17 protein-coding genes and 2 pseudogenes are annotated in these 17,295 nt (G+C 70.9%); 8 read left to right on the top strand and 11 right to left on the bottom strand.

Going from position 1 to position 17,295, the window contains the following annotated elements; all coding sequences use genetic code 11:
- Nucleotides 1-12 precede the first annotated feature (12 nt).
- From JOE68_RS02950 to JOE68_RS02960, 3 genes and pseudogenes are all read right to left on the bottom strand, one after another.
- Nucleotides 13-1,620: a SulP family inorganic anion transporter gene (locus JOE68_RS02950; protein ID WP_204840803.1), complete on the bottom strand. Its 1,608-nt coding sequence runs from the start codon at nt 1,618-1,620 to the stop codon at nt 13-15.
- Nucleotides 1,617-1,952 (bottom strand): ArsR/SmtB family transcription factor, encoded by a 336-nt coding sequence (locus JOE68_RS02955; protein ID WP_204840804.1) that lies wholly within the window; start codon nt 1,950-1,952, stop codon nt 1,617-1,619. Before JOE68_RS02955 ends, JOE68_RS02950 begins: the two co-directional genes overlap by 4 nt.
- 156 nt (nt 1,953-2,108) lie before the next feature.
- Nucleotides 2,109-3,198 (bottom strand): annotated as a pseudogene (locus JOE68_RS02960) (phosphoketolase family protein); the annotation flags it as partial.
- A gap of 290 nt (nt 3,199-3,488) precedes the next feature.
- On the opposite strand from JOE68_RS02960, the gene JOE68_RS02965 reads away from it, so the two are divergent.
- From JOE68_RS02965 to JOE68_RS02985, 5 genes and pseudogenes are all read left to right on the top strand, one after another.
- Nucleotides 3,489-4,091 (top strand): DoxX family membrane protein, encoded by a 603-nt coding sequence (locus JOE68_RS02965; protein WP_204840805.1) that lies wholly within the window; start codon nt 3,489-3,491, stop codon nt 4,089-4,091.
- A gap of 18 nt (nt 4,092-4,109) precedes the next feature.
- A pseudogene (locus tag JOE68_RS02970) lies at nt 4,110-4,199 on the top strand (IS5/IS1182 family transposase); the annotation flags it as partial.
- 496 nt (nt 4,200-4,695) lie between these two features.
- On the top strand, nt 4,696-5,307 hold the full coding sequence (locus JOE68_RS02975; protein WP_204840806.1) for an isochorismatase family protein: 612 nt from the start codon (nt 4,696-4,698) through the stop codon (nt 5,305-5,307).
- Nucleotides 5,304-6,539 carry an MFS transporter gene (locus tag JOE68_RS02980; RefSeq protein ID WP_204840807.1) on the top strand — a complete coding sequence of 412 codons (1,236 nt, stop codon included), beginning with the start codon at nt 5,304-5,306 and terminating at the stop codon, nt 6,537-6,539. The genes JOE68_RS02975 and JOE68_RS02980 overlap by 4 nt, the downstream gene beginning before the upstream one ends.
- 13 nt (nt 6,540-6,552) lie before the next feature.
- On the top strand, nt 6,553-7,530 hold the full coding sequence (locus JOE68_RS02985; protein WP_239562663.1) for a LysR family transcriptional regulator: 978 nt from the start codon (nt 6,553-6,555) through the stop codon (nt 7,528-7,530).
- A 133-nt stretch (nt 7,531-7,663) separates the two neighbouring features.
- Here JOE68_RS02985 and JOE68_RS02990 read toward each other — a convergent pair whose 3' ends face one another.
- Entirely contained in the window at nt 7,664-7,849 is a 186-nt protein-coding gene (locus tag JOE68_RS02990) for a hypothetical protein (protein WP_204840809.1), read from the bottom strand.
- A 662-nt stretch (nt 7,850-8,511) separates the two neighbouring features.
- Here JOE68_RS02990 and JOE68_RS02995 point away from each other — a divergent pair.
- The 3 genes from JOE68_RS02995 to JOE68_RS03005 are packed head-to-tail and all read left to right on the top strand — an operon-like array spanning nt 8,512 to nt 12,269.
- Nucleotides 8,512-10,608, top strand: a complete 2,097-nt coding sequence (locus JOE68_RS02995; RefSeq protein ID WP_204840810.1) for a DUF3289 family protein — start codon at nt 8,512-8,514, stop codon at nt 10,606-10,608.
- Nucleotides 10,609-10,621: 13 nt separating this feature from the next.
- Nucleotides 10,622-11,194 carry a hypothetical protein gene (locus JOE68_RS03000; RefSeq protein WP_239562106.1) on the top strand — a complete coding sequence of 191 codons (573 nt, stop codon included), beginning with the start codon at nt 10,622-10,624 and terminating at the stop codon, nt 11,192-11,194.
- Nucleotides 11,163-12,269 (top strand): IS5 family transposase, encoded by a 1,107-nt coding sequence (locus JOE68_RS03005; protein WP_204840812.1) that lies wholly within the window; start codon nt 11,163-11,165, stop codon nt 12,267-12,269. Before JOE68_RS03000 ends, JOE68_RS03005 begins: the two co-directional genes overlap by 32 nt.
- A gap of 11 nt (nt 12,270-12,280) precedes the next feature.
- Here the strand turns inward: JOE68_RS03005 and JOE68_RS03010 are convergent, their stop codons facing one another.
- From JOE68_RS03010 to JOE68_RS03040, 7 genes are all read right to left on the bottom strand, one after another.
- Entirely contained in the window at nt 12,281-12,499 is a 219-nt protein-coding gene (locus tag JOE68_RS03010) for a hypothetical protein (RefSeq protein ID WP_307819468.1), read from the bottom strand.
- Between the two features lie 144 nt (nt 12,500-12,643).
- Nucleotides 12,644-13,381 carry a phosphotransferase gene (locus JOE68_RS03015; protein ID WP_204840814.1) on the bottom strand — a complete coding sequence of 246 codons (738 nt, stop codon included), beginning with the start codon at nt 13,379-13,381 and terminating at the stop codon, nt 12,644-12,646.
- A gap of 402 nt (nt 13,382-13,783) precedes the next feature.
- Nucleotides 13,784-14,299 (bottom strand): pyridoxamine 5'-phosphate oxidase family protein, encoded by a 516-nt coding sequence (locus tag JOE68_RS03020; protein ID WP_204840815.1) that lies wholly within the window; start codon nt 14,297-14,299, stop codon nt 13,784-13,786.
- Nucleotides 14,300-14,506: 207 nt separating this feature from the next.
- Nucleotides 14,507-15,139, bottom strand: coding sequence for a hypothetical protein (locus JOE68_RS03025; protein ID WP_204840816.1), 633 nt, complete (start codon nt 15,137-15,139; stop codon nt 14,507-14,509).
- A gap of 8 nt (nt 15,140-15,147) precedes the next feature.
- Nucleotides 15,148-15,828: a hypothetical protein gene (locus JOE68_RS03030; protein WP_204840817.1), complete on the bottom strand. Its 681-nt coding sequence runs from the start codon at nt 15,826-15,828 to the stop codon at nt 15,148-15,150.
- Nucleotides 15,825-16,970, bottom strand: a complete 1,146-nt coding sequence (locus tag JOE68_RS03035) for a WXG100 family type VII secretion target (RefSeq protein ID WP_204840818.1) — start codon at nt 16,968-16,970, stop codon at nt 15,825-15,827. Before JOE68_RS03035 ends, JOE68_RS03030 begins: the two co-directional genes overlap by 4 nt.
- Nucleotides 16,967-17,293: a hypothetical protein gene (locus tag JOE68_RS03040; protein WP_204840819.1), complete on the bottom strand. Its 327-nt coding sequence runs from the start codon at nt 17,291-17,293 to the stop codon at nt 16,967-16,969. Before JOE68_RS03040 ends, JOE68_RS03035 begins: the two co-directional genes overlap by 4 nt.
- Nucleotides 17,294-17,295 lie beyond the last annotated feature (2 nt).

Here is a 17,295-nt window from a genome sequence, read left to right on the forward strand (position 1 = left end):
CCGGGAGAGGGGTCAGGGAAGGACGCCTCGTTCCCGTAGCAGGGCTCGGGCGTGGTCGACGGCCTCGGGGGTGTGGGCGAACACGCGCAGATCCAGTGCGCCCAGTGCCCGTCGGTGCTGGTCGCGCACGCCGGAGACCAGGACGGTGACACCGCGGTGTTCCAGGCGGCGCACGGCGTCGCGCAGCACTTGTACGCCGGTGGCGTCGACCGCGGACAGCCGGGACATCCGCAGGATCACCACCGCCACCGGCGCGATCCCGGTCAGCTCCAGCAGGAAGCGGTGGGCGGCGGCGAACAGCAGCGGGCCGTCGAGGCGGTAGGCGACGATGTGCTGGGCGAGCAACGCCCGTTCCTCCTCGCGGTAGTCGCCCGGTTGCAGCGGGACCTCGTCCAGGCGCGCGGTCCGCGACACCGCGCGCAGGGCGAACACGCCCGCGAGCAGCAGGCCCGCGATGACGGCGGTGACGAGGTCCAGCGCCAGCGTCGCCACGGCGGTCAGCGCGAGCACCGCGGCGTCGGGGCGCCCGGTCCGGGCCAGGGCGCGCACCGAGCCGACCTCGACCATCCGGACCGCCGTGGCCAGCAGCACACCCGCGAGCACCGCCAGCGGGACCCCGGCCACCCACGGCGCGGCGACCAGGACGATCAGCAGGAGCACCGCGGCGTGGGTGAGGGCGGCCAGCCGCGAGGTCGCGCCGGAGCGGACGTTGACCGCCGTGCGCGCGATGGCCGCCGTGGCGGGCACGCCACCGAACAGCGGTGCGACCAGGTTGGCCAGCCCCTGGCCGAACAGCTCGCGATCCGGGTCGTGCCGCTGGTTGACGCTCATCCCGTCGGCGACCGCGGCCGACAGCAGGCTCTCCAGCGCGGCGAGCGCGGCCACGGCCACCGCCGAGGGCAGCAGCGACCACAGCGCGTCGAGGTCCAGGAACGCCAGGGAGGGCGCGGGCAGCGAGGCGGGCAGCTCGCCGATGCGGGCCACGGGCAGCGCCGCCCACTGCGCGAGCAGGGTCGCCACGACGACGGCGGGCAGCGAGAACGGCACGCCGGGCCGCCACCGGGCACCCGCCAGCATCGCCAGGGCGACCCCGCCGGCCAGGGCGACGGCCTCCCAGCGCGGCGCCGTGACGAAGTCCGCGAGGGCCGCGACGGCGGCGAGCACCACGTGGTCCTCGCCGGGCGCGGACACCCCCAGGGCGGCGGGCACCTGCTGCAGCGCGATCACCGCCGCGATGCCGATCGTGAACCCCTCCACGACCGGCACGGGCACGTACCGCATGTAGCGGCCCGCGCGCGCCACCGCGAGCAGCACCAGCAGGGCACCCGCGAGCAGGCCGACGGTGAGCACGCCGTCCACGCCGTGGCGGGCGACGATCGGCACCAGCACCACCGTCATCGCGCCGGTGGGCCCGGACACCTGGAGGCCGGAGCCGCCGAACACCGCCGCCAGCGCACCGGCCACGACGGCGGTGACCAGGCCGGAGGCCGCGCCGAGCCCGGAGGCGACGCCGAACCCGAGGGCCAGCGGGAGCGCCACGATCGCCACCGTCACCCCGGCGAGCAGGTCGCGGCGGGTCGCGCCGGCCCAGTCCGCCCTGACCGGCAGGAACGTCGTCACGACCGCTCCTCCTCGCGCAGCATCGCCAGCAGCTCGTTCTGCCCGGCCAGCAGCCCGGTGAGCACCTTCCGCGCGACGCGGAGCAGCTCGGCCACGCCGTCGCCGGCCAGCGCGTACACCACGGTCGTGCCCTCGCGCGTCGCGGTGACGATCCCCGAGCGGCGCAGCACCGCCAGCTGGGCCGACAGGCTCGACGCCTCGATCCCGATGTCGGCCAGCAGGTCGCGCACCGGCTTGGGACCGTCCTGGAGCAGTTCCAACACCCGGATGCGCACCGGGTGCCCGAGCATGCGGAAGAACTCCGCCTTGGCCTGGTGCAGCGGGAGGGGCACGACGGACTCCTGCGAGGTGAAGAGTTGAAAACTTCTTCAAGTTTACAACACCGCAATTCCACCCGACGCGGCGCGGCGGCCTTCCCGTGCGCCGCCGGTCCGCTCAGCACCCCGGGCCGTGCGCCACGCGGGCGCGGGGCTCGGCGTCGTGCCCGCCGATGTGGTGGTGCCTTCCTCCTTGTAGCCGCGCACGTGGATGTTGTGGTGGTTGGCGCGGCGGTAGGTCAGGCGGTGGATCGGCCACGGGTAGCCGTGGTAGGCGAAGATGACCGGCTTGTCCGGGGTGAACAGCGCGTCGAACTCGTGGTCGGGCATGCCGTGCGGGTGCTCGGTCTCCGGCTGCAGCCGCATCAGGTCCACCACGTTGACCACCCGCACCCGCAGCTCGGGCAGGTGCTCGCGCAGCAGGGCGGTGGCGGCCATGACCTCCAGCGTCGGCGCGTCACCGGTCCACCGCATGCGCCGCCACGCCCGGCAACCGCAGATCACGCAGCAGCAGACCGCCGTTGGCATGCGGGATTGCGCCCATCCGCAGCGGACCCTCCGGCGCCAGCTCCAGCAACTCCGGCTTCGGCCGGCCCTCGGCGTCGAACAGCTCCTGCGGCCGGTACGAGCGCAACCACCCCTCCAGGATCTTCAGGTGCTCGGGGTTGTCCCGCACGCCCGACAGCGGCACCTGGTGCGACCGCCACGTGCCCTCCACCGGCACCCCGTCCACTTCGGCCGGCCCGGTCCAGCCCTTCGGGCTGCGCAGCACAATCACCGGCCACCGCGGTCGCCCGCCGTGCTCGCCGGCCTTGATCCGCCGGATGTCCGCCAGCACCCCGTCGAGCACCTCGGCCATCCGGGCGTGCATCACCGCCGGGTCATCGCCCTCCACGTAGTGCGGCGCATAGCCGTAGCCGCGCAGCAGCGCGTCCAGCTCCTCGTGCGGGACGCGCGCCAGCACCGTCGGGTTGGCGATCTTGTAGCCGTTGAGGTGCAGGATCGGCAACACCACACCGTCACGCACCGGATCCAGGAACTTGTTGCCGTGCCAACTCGCCGCCAGCGGCCCGGTCTCCGCCTCCCCGTCCCCGACCACGCACGCCACCACCAGGTCCGGGTTGTCGAACGCCGCACCGAACGCGTGCGCCAGCGAATACCCCAGCTCCCCGCCCTCGTGGATCGACCCCGGCACCTCCGGCGCCACGTGGCTGGGCACCCCGCCGGGGAAGGAGAACTGGCGGAACAACCGCCGCATGCCCTAGTAGGCGTCGACCAGGTCCAGGCCGGTGGTCTGCGACTGCGACATTCGGACCCCAAGGCCCGCTTCCCCAGGCGCGACCTCGGCGCGACCTCGTGGTCGCCGGATTTCGCTGCTGCCGGCGATCCGCGCGCCGCTGACCGCCGTGGTCGTCCTGGCACTGCGCCACGACCGCCGCTGGAGCGGCAAGGCGTCGGACGTCCCTGTCGATCAGGGACCTTCGCCCGCGTCGCCCGGCCGCCGCCGGAACGAGGCTTGGAGCCGAAGACGGAGCAGAAGGAGATGACACCATGACGGCGTTCGCTCAACCCCACAAGGCCAAGGCCACCGGCACCGGCGGCAAGGTCGACGCCACCGCCACGGCGGCCACCCGCGCCGAGACCGGCGCCATCGCGCTGGCGGTCCTGCGGATCACGACCGGGTTCGTGTTCCTGTGGGCCTTCTTCGACAAGCTGTTCGGCCTCGGCTACGCCACCAAGGCGGCGAACGCCTGGATCAACGGAGGGTCGCCCACCAAGGGCTTCCTGGGCCGCGTCGCGGTCGGCCCGCTGGAATCGACCTTCCACGCCTGGGCCGGCACTTGGTGGGCGGACTGGCTGTTCATGATCGGCTTGCTGGCCATCGGCGTCGCCGTCACCGCCGGCATCGGCCTGCGGGTCGCGGCGATCGCCGGGACCGTGATGATGCTGCTGATGTGGGCCGCCGAATGGCCCCTCGCGCAGTTCACCTCGGCCGGCGAACCCAGCATGTCGACCAACCCGGTCGTCGACTACCACGTCATCTACGCCGTCGCCCTGATCGCCGTCGCCGCCGCGGGCGCAGGCGCCACCTGGGGCCTGGGCCGCTGGTGGGCCGGGCTCCCGATCGTCCGCGACCACACCTGGCTGCGGTGAGCCAACCGCAGGAGCACAAAGGCTCGGCGGTTACTACGGAGACTCCGCTGCCCCACCACCCGCATCACGGACCTGACCCGAGCCGTCCTCGCACTCCACCTCAACACCGTGTGGAGTTGGAAAGGGCTCACTGCCACCAGCCGCCACCGATCAAGCAGCGATCGCCCGACCCGACATCCACCGACGACAGCAACCCGGCCGCACCCTCAACCAGCACCACCACACCACCCGACCAGCACGGACGACATTTTCGGCAAGCACACGGCGCCCGGCGGTGGTCGCGGCACACCGGTGTCGCGGATCCGGTGGGGAACCGCCCCTCTGGTCGGCGCGTCCGGGTGGCCGGCACCGGCCACCCGGCCACCGCGTGCGAATAGCCGGTCACGCGGTGTGGCGATCATTTCGGTGATCGCGCCGGAGAATGCGCGCCGGCCGCCAGGACCGCGCGACTTTGCCCGGCGCCACCGCCGGCGGAGACCGGCTCCCGTCCGCACACGGGCGGGCCCGACGACCGGGAGGGTATAGGCGATTCCTATAACCAGCACGGCGGCGGGCCGTGTTAGCGTCACGGCACAATTCTTCGTGACGGCCGTGAAGGACCGATATGACGACCCCTCCCTGGATTGTCGATCCAGCTACCTGCGCGCTGCTCGTCATCGACATGCAGAATGATTTCGTGCGCGAGGGTTTTCCGATGGCCGTGCCGATGGCCCGTGAGCGGGTTCCGGTCATGCGCGGCGTCATCGACACGTGCCGGGGCGCGGGAATTCCGGTGATCTACACGCAGCACATCCTCTACGGCACCTTCGACGTGTCGCCGCTGGAGACCGCGTACATTCCTCGGCTGCGCGAATCCGGTATGCGCGACGGCAGCCACGGTGCGGAGATCATCGAGGAGCTCGCGCCGGAGCCGGGCGAGATGGTCATCCGGAAACACCGCTACGACGCCTTCCACAACACACCGCTGCACAGCGTGCTCAACACGATCCGCGGTTTCCGCGGGGTGGACACGGTGATCGTCATCGGCACCCTGACCGAGGCGTGCTGCGAATCGACCGCCCGCAGCGCGTACATGCACGACTACCGCGTCGCCTTCATCGAGGACGCGACCGGCGCCCTGTCCGACTCCGCGCAGGAGGCGACGCTCCGCTCCATCCGCGGTTTCTTCGGCCGGGTGCTGCCCGCGTCCGCGCTCACCGAGGAGCTGGGCGGATGAGCAAGGACGTCCGTTACGAGCGCAGCGCGGTCACCCTGCTCGCGCTGGGCTTCGGCCTGGTCGGCCTCGACCGGTGGATCATCGCCCCGCTGTTCCCCGCGATGGCCGGCGAACTCGGCCTCGACTACCAGGACCTCGGCGGCATCGTCGGCGCGCTCGGCGTGGCCTGGGGCGTGTCGTCCCTGCTGATGGGCCGGTTGTCCGACCGGATCGGCCGCCGGAAGGTGCTCGTCCCCGGCATCCTGCTGTTCTCGCTGTGCACGGCGTTCACCGGACTGGCCGGCGGGCTGGTCAGCCTGATCGCCATCCGGGTGGTCATCGGGCTGACCGAGGGGGCGTACAGCCCGGCGGCGTTCGCCGCGACCGCGGAGGCGTCCCACCCGAAGCGCCGCGGCCTGAACATGGGCATCCAGCAGAGCACGTTCGCGCTCTTCGGGGTCGGTCTCGGACCGATCCTCGCCACCCAGCTGCTCCAGGTGCTGCCGAGCTGGCACTGGGTGTTCGCGCTCCTGATCGTGCCCGGCGTCGTGCTGGCCGTCCTGCTGGCCAGGGTGATCCGGGAACCGGACGTGCTCGTCGCGCCCGCCCCGGTCGCGGCCGAGCGGCCGAAGTGGAGCCACCTGTTCCGGCACCGCAACATCCCGCTGGCCATCGTCGCCCTGTGCGGCACGATGACGTGCATCTTCGTGCTCAGCGCGATGGTGCCCAGCTACCTCACCGACTTCCTGCACCTGAGCACCGTGCAGATGGGGTTGATCGCCTCGGGCATCGGGTTCGGCGCGTTCTTCGGCCAGCTCGTCATCCCCGGCGCGTCCGACCGGATCGGCCGCAGGCCCGCCGTGCTGGTGGCACTGGTGCTGTGCGCCGCGCTGCTGGCCGTGTTCACCGCGCAGGGCCCGGTGATGCCCGTGCTGTTCCTGCTGCTGTTCTTCGTCGCGTTCGGCGCGAACGGGTGCCTGGCGCTGATCGTGGGCGCGTTGACGGCGGAGTCCGTGCCGCCCGCGCTGACCGCCACCGCCATCGGGACCGTGATGGGCATCGGCGAGATCTTCGGCGGCGGCGTCGCACCCGTGGTCGCGGGCTACCTCTCGAAGCACTACGGCATCCAGTACTCGCTGTACCTGGCGCTGGGCGGGTTGCTCCTCGCCGTGGTCACGGCGGTGTTCTTCGTGGAGACCGCGCCGCGCAGGTCACGCCGGGCCGCACCTGCGGCGCGGGGCGAAGTGGTGTGAGACGGTGGACGGCATGGATTTGGAGGGCGTGCGGTCGTTTCTGGCTGTGGCCAAGCACCACACCATCTCCAAGGCCGCCGCCAGCCTGTACGTGACCCAGCCGACGATGAGCCTGCGGCTGCGCCGCCTGGAGGAGGGGCTCGGCTTCCCCTTGTTCGAGCGGGGGTGGCGCGGTGTCACCCTGACCCGCCAGGGCGCGTACTTCCTGCCGTACGCCGCCCAACTGGTCCGGGACCTGGCCAGTGCGTCGGAGGTGCTCGGCGAGGCGGGCCGGGGACAGGGCCGCCCGCTGAGCTTCGCGACCGTCGCGCGGGACCAGGAGGACCAGCTGGTCGTCGGGGTGGACTCGTGGCTCACCGGCCGGATGACGGACGCGGTCGTGGACACGTTCGACGCCGCGGTGGGGCCGCACGGCTTCCGGATCACCGGCAGGCCGGCTCCCACCCTGATCGACCTGCTCGAACTGGAGCACATCGACTACGCCGTGTTCTACTCGACGGGCACGGGCGACGCCGTCCACGCGCGCCCGCTGCTCCGCGACCGGATGGTGCTGGTGCACCGCGGGGACCTCGTGCTGGACGGCGAGCGGGAGTCCGCCGTCCGCGAGGCGCTGTCGGCCCACGACTTCCTGCTGTTCGACAACCCCGTGCTGACCCACCACGCGGGCGTCACCACCCGGCTGATCGACGACTACGGCCTCACCCGGTTCCGCGTGGTCGACGACCTCGACGTGATGCTCTCCCTGCTGCGCAAGGGCGGCACGATCTCGATCCTGCCGGTCAGCGCGATCCCGCCGGACTCGCGGGGCGACACGATCGCGATCACCGAACTCGGCCGGTTCCCGCCGGAGATCACCATCGACCTCGGCTGGCACGCGCGCAGCGGCCGGGTGGCCGAGTCCGACGCGTTCCACGCGGCGATCGCCGCGGCGATCGCCGCCCGACCCGCCGGACCGGACGCCCCCGCGTTCCGGGCGCCACCGTCACCCTGACGGAGCCGGCGGCGGGTGGCCCGTTCGAATGTCGTTCGGGTGTGGTGGGTTTGCGGCGGCCCGTCGCACAGCGGACAGGGTGGTCCGGGTGTTCAGCCCGAACAGGGTGTGCTGCGCGTTGCTGGTGACCGTTTCATCGCTGCCGGCCCAGTCGCCGGTCAGCGCGTTGATCGACCGGCGCCACGGTGACGCAGACCTCGGGCACCGGTGCTCCGGTGGCGGCGTCGGTGACGGTTCCGGTGATGGCGCCCGCCGGGTCCGGTTTTCCCGTGACCCGCGTGATAATGTCATGCATCTGAATCGACCTGAAGTGCACCATTGCGGACCTGCACTGCTATCGGCGTGCAGGTTCCGAAAAGTACGACCATTCCGTGTCGGTCGGACTGGTGGTGAAGTCACCCGGTCGGACCTGTTCGTTTTGCCGCCCTTCCGGTCCAATGGCACGGAACGTTCGCGCCTGCTGTCGTCGCGTGATCCGTAGGGGGAAACTGATGGTTGCTCGCGAAAGGCCATTCGTGCCGTAGGTCGCCACGGGGCTCCTGCACACGGCGCGCCCTCGGCCTGATCTGCCGGGCTTTGACCTGTTTCTCGGGTCGATATCCAGCCTGTCTTCGGTTCTCCGTGCGTTGCGCCGGAGCCGTCGTGCCATGCACATCTGTGCGCCGGTGCGTGCCGAGTCGGTGCCGCGCGACGGCCAGGCTCTCAAGCCCATGCTCCGGGCCGTCCCGCACATCCGCTCCTGGTGTGGACCCCGTCGCTTTCGCCCGCTACGAATGCCACGCTCTCAACCACTGCGCCTTCGCCACCCTCGCCGCAGACCTGACCTGCTTCAAACGACTCACCGAACCCACCACGTGCGACGTGGTCCAAGGCGGCTGCCGCCTGATGACGGACGCCGCTCTGCACGCACCAGACTGAGAGGTAACAGTGCACAGAAGCGCCGCCGCGCCCCTCAGCGCGGCCTTACTCCTTCTCCTCGGCATGGCCGTGCCCGCCGCCGCGGGAACCCCCGGCGCCAGCGCGGCCACCGACGGGGCGACGCTCTACCGCGACAACACGGTCGACGTCTCCTACCGCCAGGTCGCCCCCGGCGACGCGACGTGGAACCAGGTCCCGGCCGCCCTCCGCGGCAGAGCAACGGGGGGCTCTTACGTCGCCCGGCTCCAGCTCGAGAACGTCTCCGACCACCCCGTCTCCAAATGGTCGCTGACCTTCGAGCTCTCCGACCGCATCACGGACACCTCCGCCGCGAAGCTCGCCGCCCCCCAGGGCGCGCGCACGACGCTCCAGGGCGTCGGCCCCACGAACACCGTGCAGCCGGGCAGGACCGAGACCGTCTGGTACCGCGCCGAGCCTGGCGCCACGGCCGATACCCCGACCTGGGCGTCCTTCGCCGAGCACGGCGTCTCGCCGACGGAGGACACCGACGGCGATCGCCTCCCCGACGACCTGGAGGTGCGCGCCGGGCTCGACCCCAAGTCCGAGGACACCGACGGCGACGGCCTCTCCGACTTCGCCGAGCTCGGCTATCGCTTCAGCAGCCCGCTCAAGGCCGACACCGACGGCGACGGCATCAAGGACGGCGCCGAGGACCCCGACGAGGATGGCCTCACGACCGCTCGCGAGCTGGAGCTCCGCACGGAACCCACCAACGCCGACACCGATCAGGACGACCTCGCGGATGCCCGCGAGCTGGAGCTCCGCACGGAGCCCACCAACGCCGACACCGACGGCGACGGCGTCCAGGACGGCGAGGAGACGAAGCTCAACACCTCTCCCCGCGCCAAGAACTCCGCCTTCGACGTGACCCGCCGCGCGGACGGCGGCGCCACCGCCGCCGAGGCCGCGCTCGAAGACCTGCGCGCCGAGCAGGTCGGCGGCTTCCAGGTCACCGAGCTCCCTGCCGAACAGCGGGAGTTCCCGACGTCCACTCCGGGCTACCTCGGCAACGGCTTCCAGGTCTCCGCCCCCGCGGACCTCGCCGCAAAGCTCACCTTCCGCCTCGACCCCGACCGTGCGGAGGGCACCGCACCGGCCCTCTACCGCTACGACGAGAAGGCCCGCCACCTCGTCAAGCAGGCGGGCCAGCAGCGCAGCGGCGGCACGATCACGGCCACCGCCACGGCCCACGGCTCCGCCAAGTACGTCGTCCTCGACAGCGACGCCTTCGACAAGGCGGGCCCCGAGGCCCCTGGCAAGCGAATCCTCGACGACGGAGACCCGGCTGTCCCGCCCCCGACCGACATGCTGATCCACCAGTCGTCCTTCCGCGAGGGCCACCGCAAGGCCCCCGACCCCCAGCACCCGCCCGTCCCGGCCGACCCGCGCGTCGCCGACGACCTCACCTTCAACGACTACGACTTCGACGAACTCACCGACCTCGGCTGGGAGTTCTGGGTCGCCCGCATCACGCCCGAGTCCTGGATGTGGGCCGAGTTCAACGACATCATGAACTTCGGCAAGCTCGGCGCCGACGCCGACTACGCCCAGTCCGTCGACGACCTCCGCAACGCCTTCCGCTACGGCCGCGGCGGCCAGAGCGCGGGCACGGTCACCGTCGACGACAACTTCGACCCCGGCCGCTACCTCTACCGCGGCTCCGGCACGGCCCTCTCCCGCGCCGTCGGCGCCTCACCGCAGGAGAAGGCGTACACCGACAAGGCCGGCCAGATCATCAAGCAGTCCCTCATCGACAACAAGGGCCGCACCGATCAGCTCAAGGTCCAGGAGGACCTCTCCAAGAACTTCCTCTTCCAGCAGTTCCTCCGCCAGGGCGTGAGGTACCCGGTGTACGACTTCTCGCTCTGGGACGCCAACCAGCGTGCCCTCTCCATCGCGATCCACCAGTTCCACGGCCACACGATCGCGCTGAAGGACTACAAGGTCGAGGGCAACTCCTTCTCCGGCAAGCTCGTCTTCCACTCCTACGACCACTTCGGTCTCGACCCGGACGACGAGATCAGGGAGTACGGCTTCATCGACTGGTTTACGCTCCAGCACTATGACCGGTTCGACGGGAAGTACCCCCCGGCGATCGCGCAGGCGGACGTCGAGATCCCCGTCAGCGGCACGTTCTGACCTCGCCGACCTGATGCCCCACAAGCACTCGCCGGGCCGGGTCCTGGTCGTCACGCTGCTCGTCGTGACGGCCGGGTGCCTGGCCTGGTGGGTCGCCGTCCTCGCGGGCCTGGAGGCCCACTTCGGCAGCGGCCTCGACGAGCAGCGCTTCAACCGGCTGCAGCAGGAGTACGACCGCCACGAGGACGCCTTCGCCCGGGCCGACGCCCGGATGCGGAAGCTGATCGCGGAACACCCCCGCGCCGAACGCATCGACTGGAGCCAGTACCAAACCTGCGTCCGCGAGCCCGGCCGCCCCTCCGACACGTGCACGACAACGCCCCCGAGCGACCAGCAGGTGTACGACGCCCTCTGGGGTGTCAGCGTGATCCTCTACCAGTCCAAGGACGAGGACCGCATATTTTACCGCTTCTACCACGAGGACCCCCCGCGCTACACGATCATGAGCGCCCCCGAGGACACCGCGGAGGAGGCCGAGGAGTACGCGGACGCCCACGGCTTCCGCTCCACCCGCCCCCTCGGGCCCGGCTGGACGATCCTCGGCCCGATCGACGATGTCGGCCGCGAGGGGGAACAGTTCCCGTAGGAACGGTCACGACCGACCGCGTCACTGCTCCACCCCGTACCAGCGTCAGTCTCCATGGGCCTGCTGTCGGGGGGATGGTTCGTGGTGCCACCTGTCCGCCTCTCACCAGCCCACCCGACGTGTCTCCCGGTATCCCACCGATGTCACCGACGCCCAATGGGCCGAGCCGGACCCGCTGCTGCCGGATCCGGCGTGCCTGGCCGGTCGGGGTGGGCGGTGGGAGAAGCACTGCCGTCGGGTGATCGTGGACGCGATCCTGTACGTGGTCGACAACGGCACCAAGTGGCGGGCCCTGCCCCCGGACTTCACACCGTGGCCCACCGTCTACAAGCGCTTCGCCTTGTGGAAGAAGGCCGGTGCCTCGCAGCGGCTGCTCGACGGGTTACGCGACCGTGTCCGGCTCGTGGAAGGACGGACGGCGCCGTCGGCGGCGATCATGGACTCGCAGTCGGTGCGCGCCGCCGAGACGGTCGGCCGCGAGACCCGCGGTTACGACGCGGGCAAGAAGGTTGCGGGCCGCAAGCAGCACATCGTCGTGGACACGCTGGGCCTGCTGATAGTGGTGCTGGTGACCCCGGCCTCGACACAGGACCGGGTCGCCGCGCGCAGCCTGCTACCCCGGATGCGCGACACCGCCCCCAGTAGCTCGGAAACAGCTACTAAGGAGTGGTTGAGGCATAAGCACTTCCCCAGCACTCGGCACTACGCGGCGACCGGCGGCGAGCAGCCGTGGAAGTACTACGACCTCGGCGACGGGTACTGCACCTACGACTTCTTCGCCAAGTGCCAGCATCGACTGGCCTGCGCTCGCTGCTCCTTCTATCTGCCCAAACAGTCCAGCGCCGGGCAACTGCTGTCCATCAAGGACGGCGTCGAGCAGATGCTCGAACGCCTCACCTTCACCGACGACGAACATGCCGCTCTCGAAGGCGACCGCGACGCACTCACCACGCTGGCCGAACGCCTCGCCAACGTCCCCACTCCCACCGGCCCGGCCCCGGAGCAACTCGGCGCGGACCGCGCGTTCATCGCGCTCGCCGCCGTCCAGGACAGCATCACCGGAGGACGACCATGAACACCCAGTCGCTACTCAGGTTCGTGCCCGAACAGGACCTCGCTGCCACTGCCGCCGAGCAGGAAGGTGAACCGGTTGAGATCCGCGCGGAGCCCAGCGACGTCGTAGGCACGGCTTCCAACGAAACCGCTCAGCGACTCGCTGAGCCGATCGGTGTCAACGGCAAGCCAGTCATGCAGGAACCGCTGCAGCTCAGAGAGCTCGGCAGCGTCACCGGTATCCGGGTTCACAGCGGGCATGGTGGGCGCCGTCCTCAGTCAAGTGGCGTTGTGGTGCGCGCCGTCAGCTTGGCAGATGTCGGGATGCTCAGCGGTGAGTCAGGCGCCCACTGCCATGCTGAGGGCAGCCGGCCCACGATCGGCCTCGCGCTACGGCTAGGTCAACGCCGTTTCCAACTCGGCCCGGTGCACGACAACCCATTCGTAGGCGGCCCGCACAGACCGGGCAGCACCCGAGTCGCGCAGGCGCACCATTGCCGCGTCACCCGCTGCCGCACCCGCCTCGATCCCGCGCCAGCAGCGGTCCTGCCACCACAGGACCGTCTCCACGACTCGACTACGGTCTACCGGGCCATAGGCATCACACATCACGCGCAGCCGATGCGACGTCGTGGCGAGATCGTCCACAGCCGGGCCGAGATCCAGGTACTGCCAGCACATATGTGCCACGTCATGGATACGAGCACCCGGCGCGGCGATGTCCCAGTCGAGGAAGGCGACCGGCAGCAGCAGGCCCCTGCCGCCGTCCCGATACACGGTGTTCTTGGGCGACAAGTCGTTGTGACAAACCACCTCCTGGTCACCGGCCAGTGGCGTTCCGGCCGTCAGGTCGTGGAACCGGCGAACGAGTCGAGCAACCTGCACCAGGCTCTCGGTCGAGTTCACGCGATCGGTCGGGGACTGCCAGGCGACGTAGCCGTCCACGAACGTCAGGACCTCGCGTCCCTGCTCATCCAGTCCGAGCACCCTCGGAGCGCCTGCCCACCCGTGCTGCTCGAAATGACGAAGCAGTCGATGGACGAACTCGGCACGATCTCCAATACCGCGTCGCACCGTATCTCCTACCCGGACGACGCGGTTGACGAAGCCACCCGGCAACGGAACCTCAACCATTCACCCAGTCTGGGCGATCGTTACCGGATATTCGCAATGACTTGCCCGTTCCACGGCAACGCGGGTTGGCGCTGGGTACGCGACCACGACCCGCAGGGCTGGGCGGAGGCGGTCGGGTTCGACCGCGCCATCCGCCACGGCTACCCCCACGCCTCCGCCAAAGGCCAACAGCTGCGCGAACAGTACTTCCTGCACCGCTCCTGCATCCCCCTGGACCAAGCCGACCTGGACACGCCCGCCAAAGCCAAGCGGCGCCTGCAGCTGGTCGACGCCGAGCCCACAAGCACAGGGACAGAGGACGACGACCCGGACGGTTGCTCACCCTGGTCGTGCCGCTCCGGTGAACCCGTCACCGGTACAGCACTGCACGCCGACTCCCGGGCCTGTTTCATGAGCCGGCGGTCACTTGGCGATGAGCTTCGCGGCGTCGGGGGCGTAGACGGTCATCCAGTGCGGACGCAGCCGGTAGTAGAACACGTCCTTGTCCCACTCGGTGTGATCGCCGTAGAAGTCCTTGAGGTACGTGAGCAAGTCCGGCCAGTCCGAGTCCGGGTCGCCGTCCTCCGGGTTGAGGACCTCCACCGTGCCGTGCGTGAACACGCCCAGGTCTTCGCCGCGCATGTGCGCGACGCTGGCGGCGGGGCGAGCCGCGAGGTGGCGGGCCTTGGCGGCGCTGCGCGCTGTGCCGAAGTACCACTTGCCGTGCAGGAAGTGCCCGTCCGCGCCGCTGATCCGCGGCTCGCCCTTCGCCGTCACGGTGGACAGGGCGAGGGTGCACATGCCGACCAAGACCTGGGTGAGCTGCTCGGCGGTCAAAGTGTGCTCGGTGACGATCGAGCGGAGGTGATCGGTGGAGCGGGACAGGGAGGCGTCGAGCAGGGCCTGGAGTTCATCGAGTTCTTCGGGCGTCTCACGCACCAGTCCACGATAGTCACCGCTGGACCATCCCCGGCATCGCACCGCGGCCATAGGACACGGCCACTGCCCCGAACACGAGGGGGCCACCGTCGTCGTCGGCCTCAACGCGACGGCGTGGCGACGCGCCGCCAGCTCTCCGAAACAGCGGTAGGCCGGACAGCCCGACACCGCGTGGGGGTGGATCCGGTGTCAGTCCCGGTCGTCAGCTCACAGGTTGGCGTGCACGGTGCGCACGGTCTGCTCGGCTTGGTCGTCGCGCAGGTCGAAGGCGGAGCCGTCGGTGAACTGCAGGCGCAGGAACCACTCCGGGGTGACGTGGCGGCCCAGCGGTGCCGGTGTGAAGGCCCGGGCGGTGGCGACGGGGCCTTCCCACCAGGTCACCAGAGGCGGCACGTCGCGGGTCTGCGCCAGGGACCGTACGCGGCCCAGCAGACCACCGGAGGCGGGTTCCTCGGGGATGGCGACTTCACCCTCCACGATCAGGGCCAGGCGCCGGTTGGTGATGAGCAACCAGCACTCGTCGCGGCCGACGGTGAACAGGTCGGCGAAGCGGACCGCCAGTTGATCGGGGCGCTGGGCGTGGGCCCAGCCCCAGATCGCCGGGTCGTGCGCCCACTCGTCGAGGTGGAAGTGCCCACGGCCCACGGCCGCGGTGGGCAGGGGCCACTCCGCTGCGGATCCGGGCAGCGCGGGTGCGCTGGTGCGGTGGGGGGCGGTGCGGGTGGGGCCGACGGTGCTGCCCACATGTCCCTGCGGGTTGGCCAGCCACACGACCTGCTCGCCGGGGGCGACCCAGTGCCGCTGGGCGATCTCGCCGATCTTCGTCCGGTTCTTGGGCACGTCGTTTCCTAGGCGTTGACGAGGGCAAGCAGCCGTTGCGCGATTTCCGGGCGGCCCTTGGCCAGCACGTCCACGCCGGAGCCGTCGACCAGGGACACGCGCAGCACGGCCACAGAGCCGGGCACGGAGCCACGGGGCATCCTGCGCTCGGCGAGCGCGACGCCGGTGATGTGCTGTCGGGGCACCTCGGCGGTCGAGGTGACCGCGGCGGTGGGCACTGGTTGGTGTGGCGGATAAGGGCTCTTGCCGGCGAACGCGTCGCGGGCACCACGGGCGAGGTCGCCGACCCGGTCGAACAACGACTTCTCCGGCTCGGGCTCGACCGGCTCAGGCACGGCCGCCACCCAGGCCAGGCGGCGCGGGGTGAGGACCAGCCAGGCCACGGCGGCCTGCCGGGCGGCTGCGGCGGCCGCCGGCACGAGCGCGTCGGGCGAGGCGCCGAAGACGACGAGGCCGGGCAGTTCCCGGGCGCCGAGATCCTCGTTCGCCGCGGCGGAGACGACGCTGCCGGCGAAGCCCGCCACGCCCCGCAGCGCCCTGCCCGCCAGTCCGGCGGCGGGGTCGCCGGACCAGTCCAGGCCGGGCACGTCGAACCGCGTGGACGCCCCGGCCGCACTCGCGCACAGCAGCACGGGTTCGTCCGGCGCGGCCCAGTGCTCCCTGATCGCCAAGACCCCGTCGAGCCTCACCAGGTGAACCCGCGTTCCTGCGCCTCGCGGCGCTCCTGCTCCGACGGCGCGTTGCGCGCCTGGTCGTAGACCTCCTGGGTGCCGAACTTGACCGCGCCGTCCACGGCCGCATCCACACCGGCGCTGAAGGCGGCGCCGCCGACCCGGGTCTGACCGCCGAGCATGCCGCTGAGCACGGTCTGGGCGATGTTGCCGGCCAGGGCGCCCTCGCCGGTGACGTTCTGCATGAACCGGTTTCCCGTGGTGGAGGCCAGCGAGACGTCGTCGGCCCTGGTCATGATGTTGACCAGCGGGTTCGAGCCCAGATGGCGGCCGGCGAACTGCTGGGCCATGTTGCCTCCGCGCAGGCCGTTCATCCGCTGGATGACCTGGCGCAGCGGGCCGCGCAGCCGGGTGAGCAGGGCCTCCAACCGCTTGACGATCTTGAACAACTCCATCTGGAGCTTGGACACGCGCATGGTGATGCGCATACCCGTGCTGCCGACCTGGACGGTGGTGGTGGCCCCGGCGGCGGCCACCGAGCCGCCCGCGGTGATCCAGGAGGCGGCCAGCGCGGCCAGCCACTGCACGATCAGGCCGATGATCAGCTCGGTCAGGATCTGGACCACGAACTCGACGAACATGTCGAACAGCTCAGCGATCATGTCCAGGGTCTGCTTGAGGCCCCGCACGTCCTCGGCCAGCGCCGACACGCCCTCACCGAACTCGGTGACCTGGGCGCGGAAGGCGTCGCCCGCGGCGCCCTCCCACACCCCGGCGGTGGCCTGGGCGCGCTTCTTCTCGGCCTCGGCGACCTCGTCCAGCCAGCCGGCGACCTGTTCCCAGCCGGCGCCGGTGGCGCGCATCTGCTCCGGGTCGCCGACCGCCCACTCGGCGATCTCGATCAGCGGGCTGAGCACGATGGAGACCAGGAAGCCCAGGCCGTTGTCCAGCAGCGCCTGACCGGGGCCGGCCATCGTCTGGAGCAGCTCCACGCGCCCGGAGATCGTGGCCGCGGCCATCTCCGGCGGGCTGGTGGCGTCGGCCAGGTCCTGCAACGCCCCGATGCCCGAGCTGCCGCGCCCGGCGGCCTGCTCGAACCAGTTCTTCTGCTCACCCCCGTTGAGGTCGGCGAACGTGCCCGGACCCGACGCGCCGGTCATCGGCCACCGCCCAGGCCGCCGCCGATCTGCGTCAGCGCTTGCGAGATGCCGTCGTCAACACCGCGGTAGACCTCGAAGCTGTCGCGCAACTGCTCGCCGGTCTGCTCCAGGAAGTCCTTGGCGTCGTTCGCCAGCTGCCGGCACTCGTCCAGGCTGGAGAAGTAGCCGCTGCTCAGCCCCACCGCGTCACCGATCAGCCCGAAGCACTGGTCGTCCACCCTGGCCTGTTCCAGCAGTTCGGCGAGCTGCCCGAACTTCCCGGCCAGGCTCTCGCTACCGGCCGCGAAGGCGGTCAACGCCTCCGGGACGATGCTGAACGCCATCC

The sequence above is a fragment of the Saccharothrix algeriensis genome (genome assembly GCF_016907655.1).
GTDB classification, from domain to species: Bacteria; Actinomycetota; Actinomycetes; order Mycobacteriales; family Pseudonocardiaceae; genus Actinosynnema; species Actinosynnema algeriense.

Bases quoted from the DNA above. Each gene is read 5' to 3' on its own strand.
- JOE68_RS02965 (WP_204840805.1), top strand. From the start codon at position 3,489: ATGACGGCGTTCGCTCAACCCCACAAGGCCAAGGCCACCGGCACCGGC.
- JOE68_RS02975 (WP_204840806.1), top strand. From the start codon at position 4,696: ATGACGACCCCTCCCTGGATTGTCGATCCAGCTACCTGCGCGCTGCTC.
- JOE68_RS02980 (WP_204840807.1), top strand. From the start codon at position 5,304: ATGAGCAAGGACGTCCGTTACGAGCGCAGCGCGGTCACCCTGCTCGCG.
- JOE68_RS02985 (WP_239562663.1), top strand. From the start codon at position 6,553: ATGGATTTGGAGGGCGTGCGGTCGTTTCTGGCTGTGGCCAAGCACCAC.
- JOE68_RS02990 (WP_204840809.1), bottom strand. From the start codon at position 7,849: ATGGTGCACTTCAGGTCGATTCAGATGCATGACATTATCACGCGGGTC.
- JOE68_RS02995 (WP_204840810.1), top strand. From the start codon at position 8,512: ATGGCCGTGCCCGCCGCCGCGGGAACCCCCGGCGCCAGCGCGGCCACC.
- JOE68_RS03000 (WP_239562106.1), top strand. From the start codon at position 10,622: ATGCCCCACAAGCACTCGCCGGGCCGGGTCCTGGTCGTCACGCTGCTC.
- JOE68_RS03005 (WP_204840812.1), top strand. From the start codon at position 11,163: ATGTCGGCCGCGAGGGGGAACAGTTCCCGTAGGAACGGTCACGACCGA.
- JOE68_RS03015 (WP_204840814.1), bottom strand. From the start codon at position 13,381: ATGGTTGAGGTTCCGTTGCCGGGTGGCTTCGTCAACCGCGTCGTCCGG.
- JOE68_RS03035 (WP_204840818.1), bottom strand. From the start codon at position 16,970: ATGACCGGCGCGTCGGGTCCGGGCACGTTCGCCGACCTCAACGGGGGT.
- JOE68_RS03040 (WP_204840819.1), bottom strand. From the start codon at position 17,293: ATGGCGTTCAGCATCGTCCCGGAGGCGTTGACCGCCTTCGCGGCCGGT.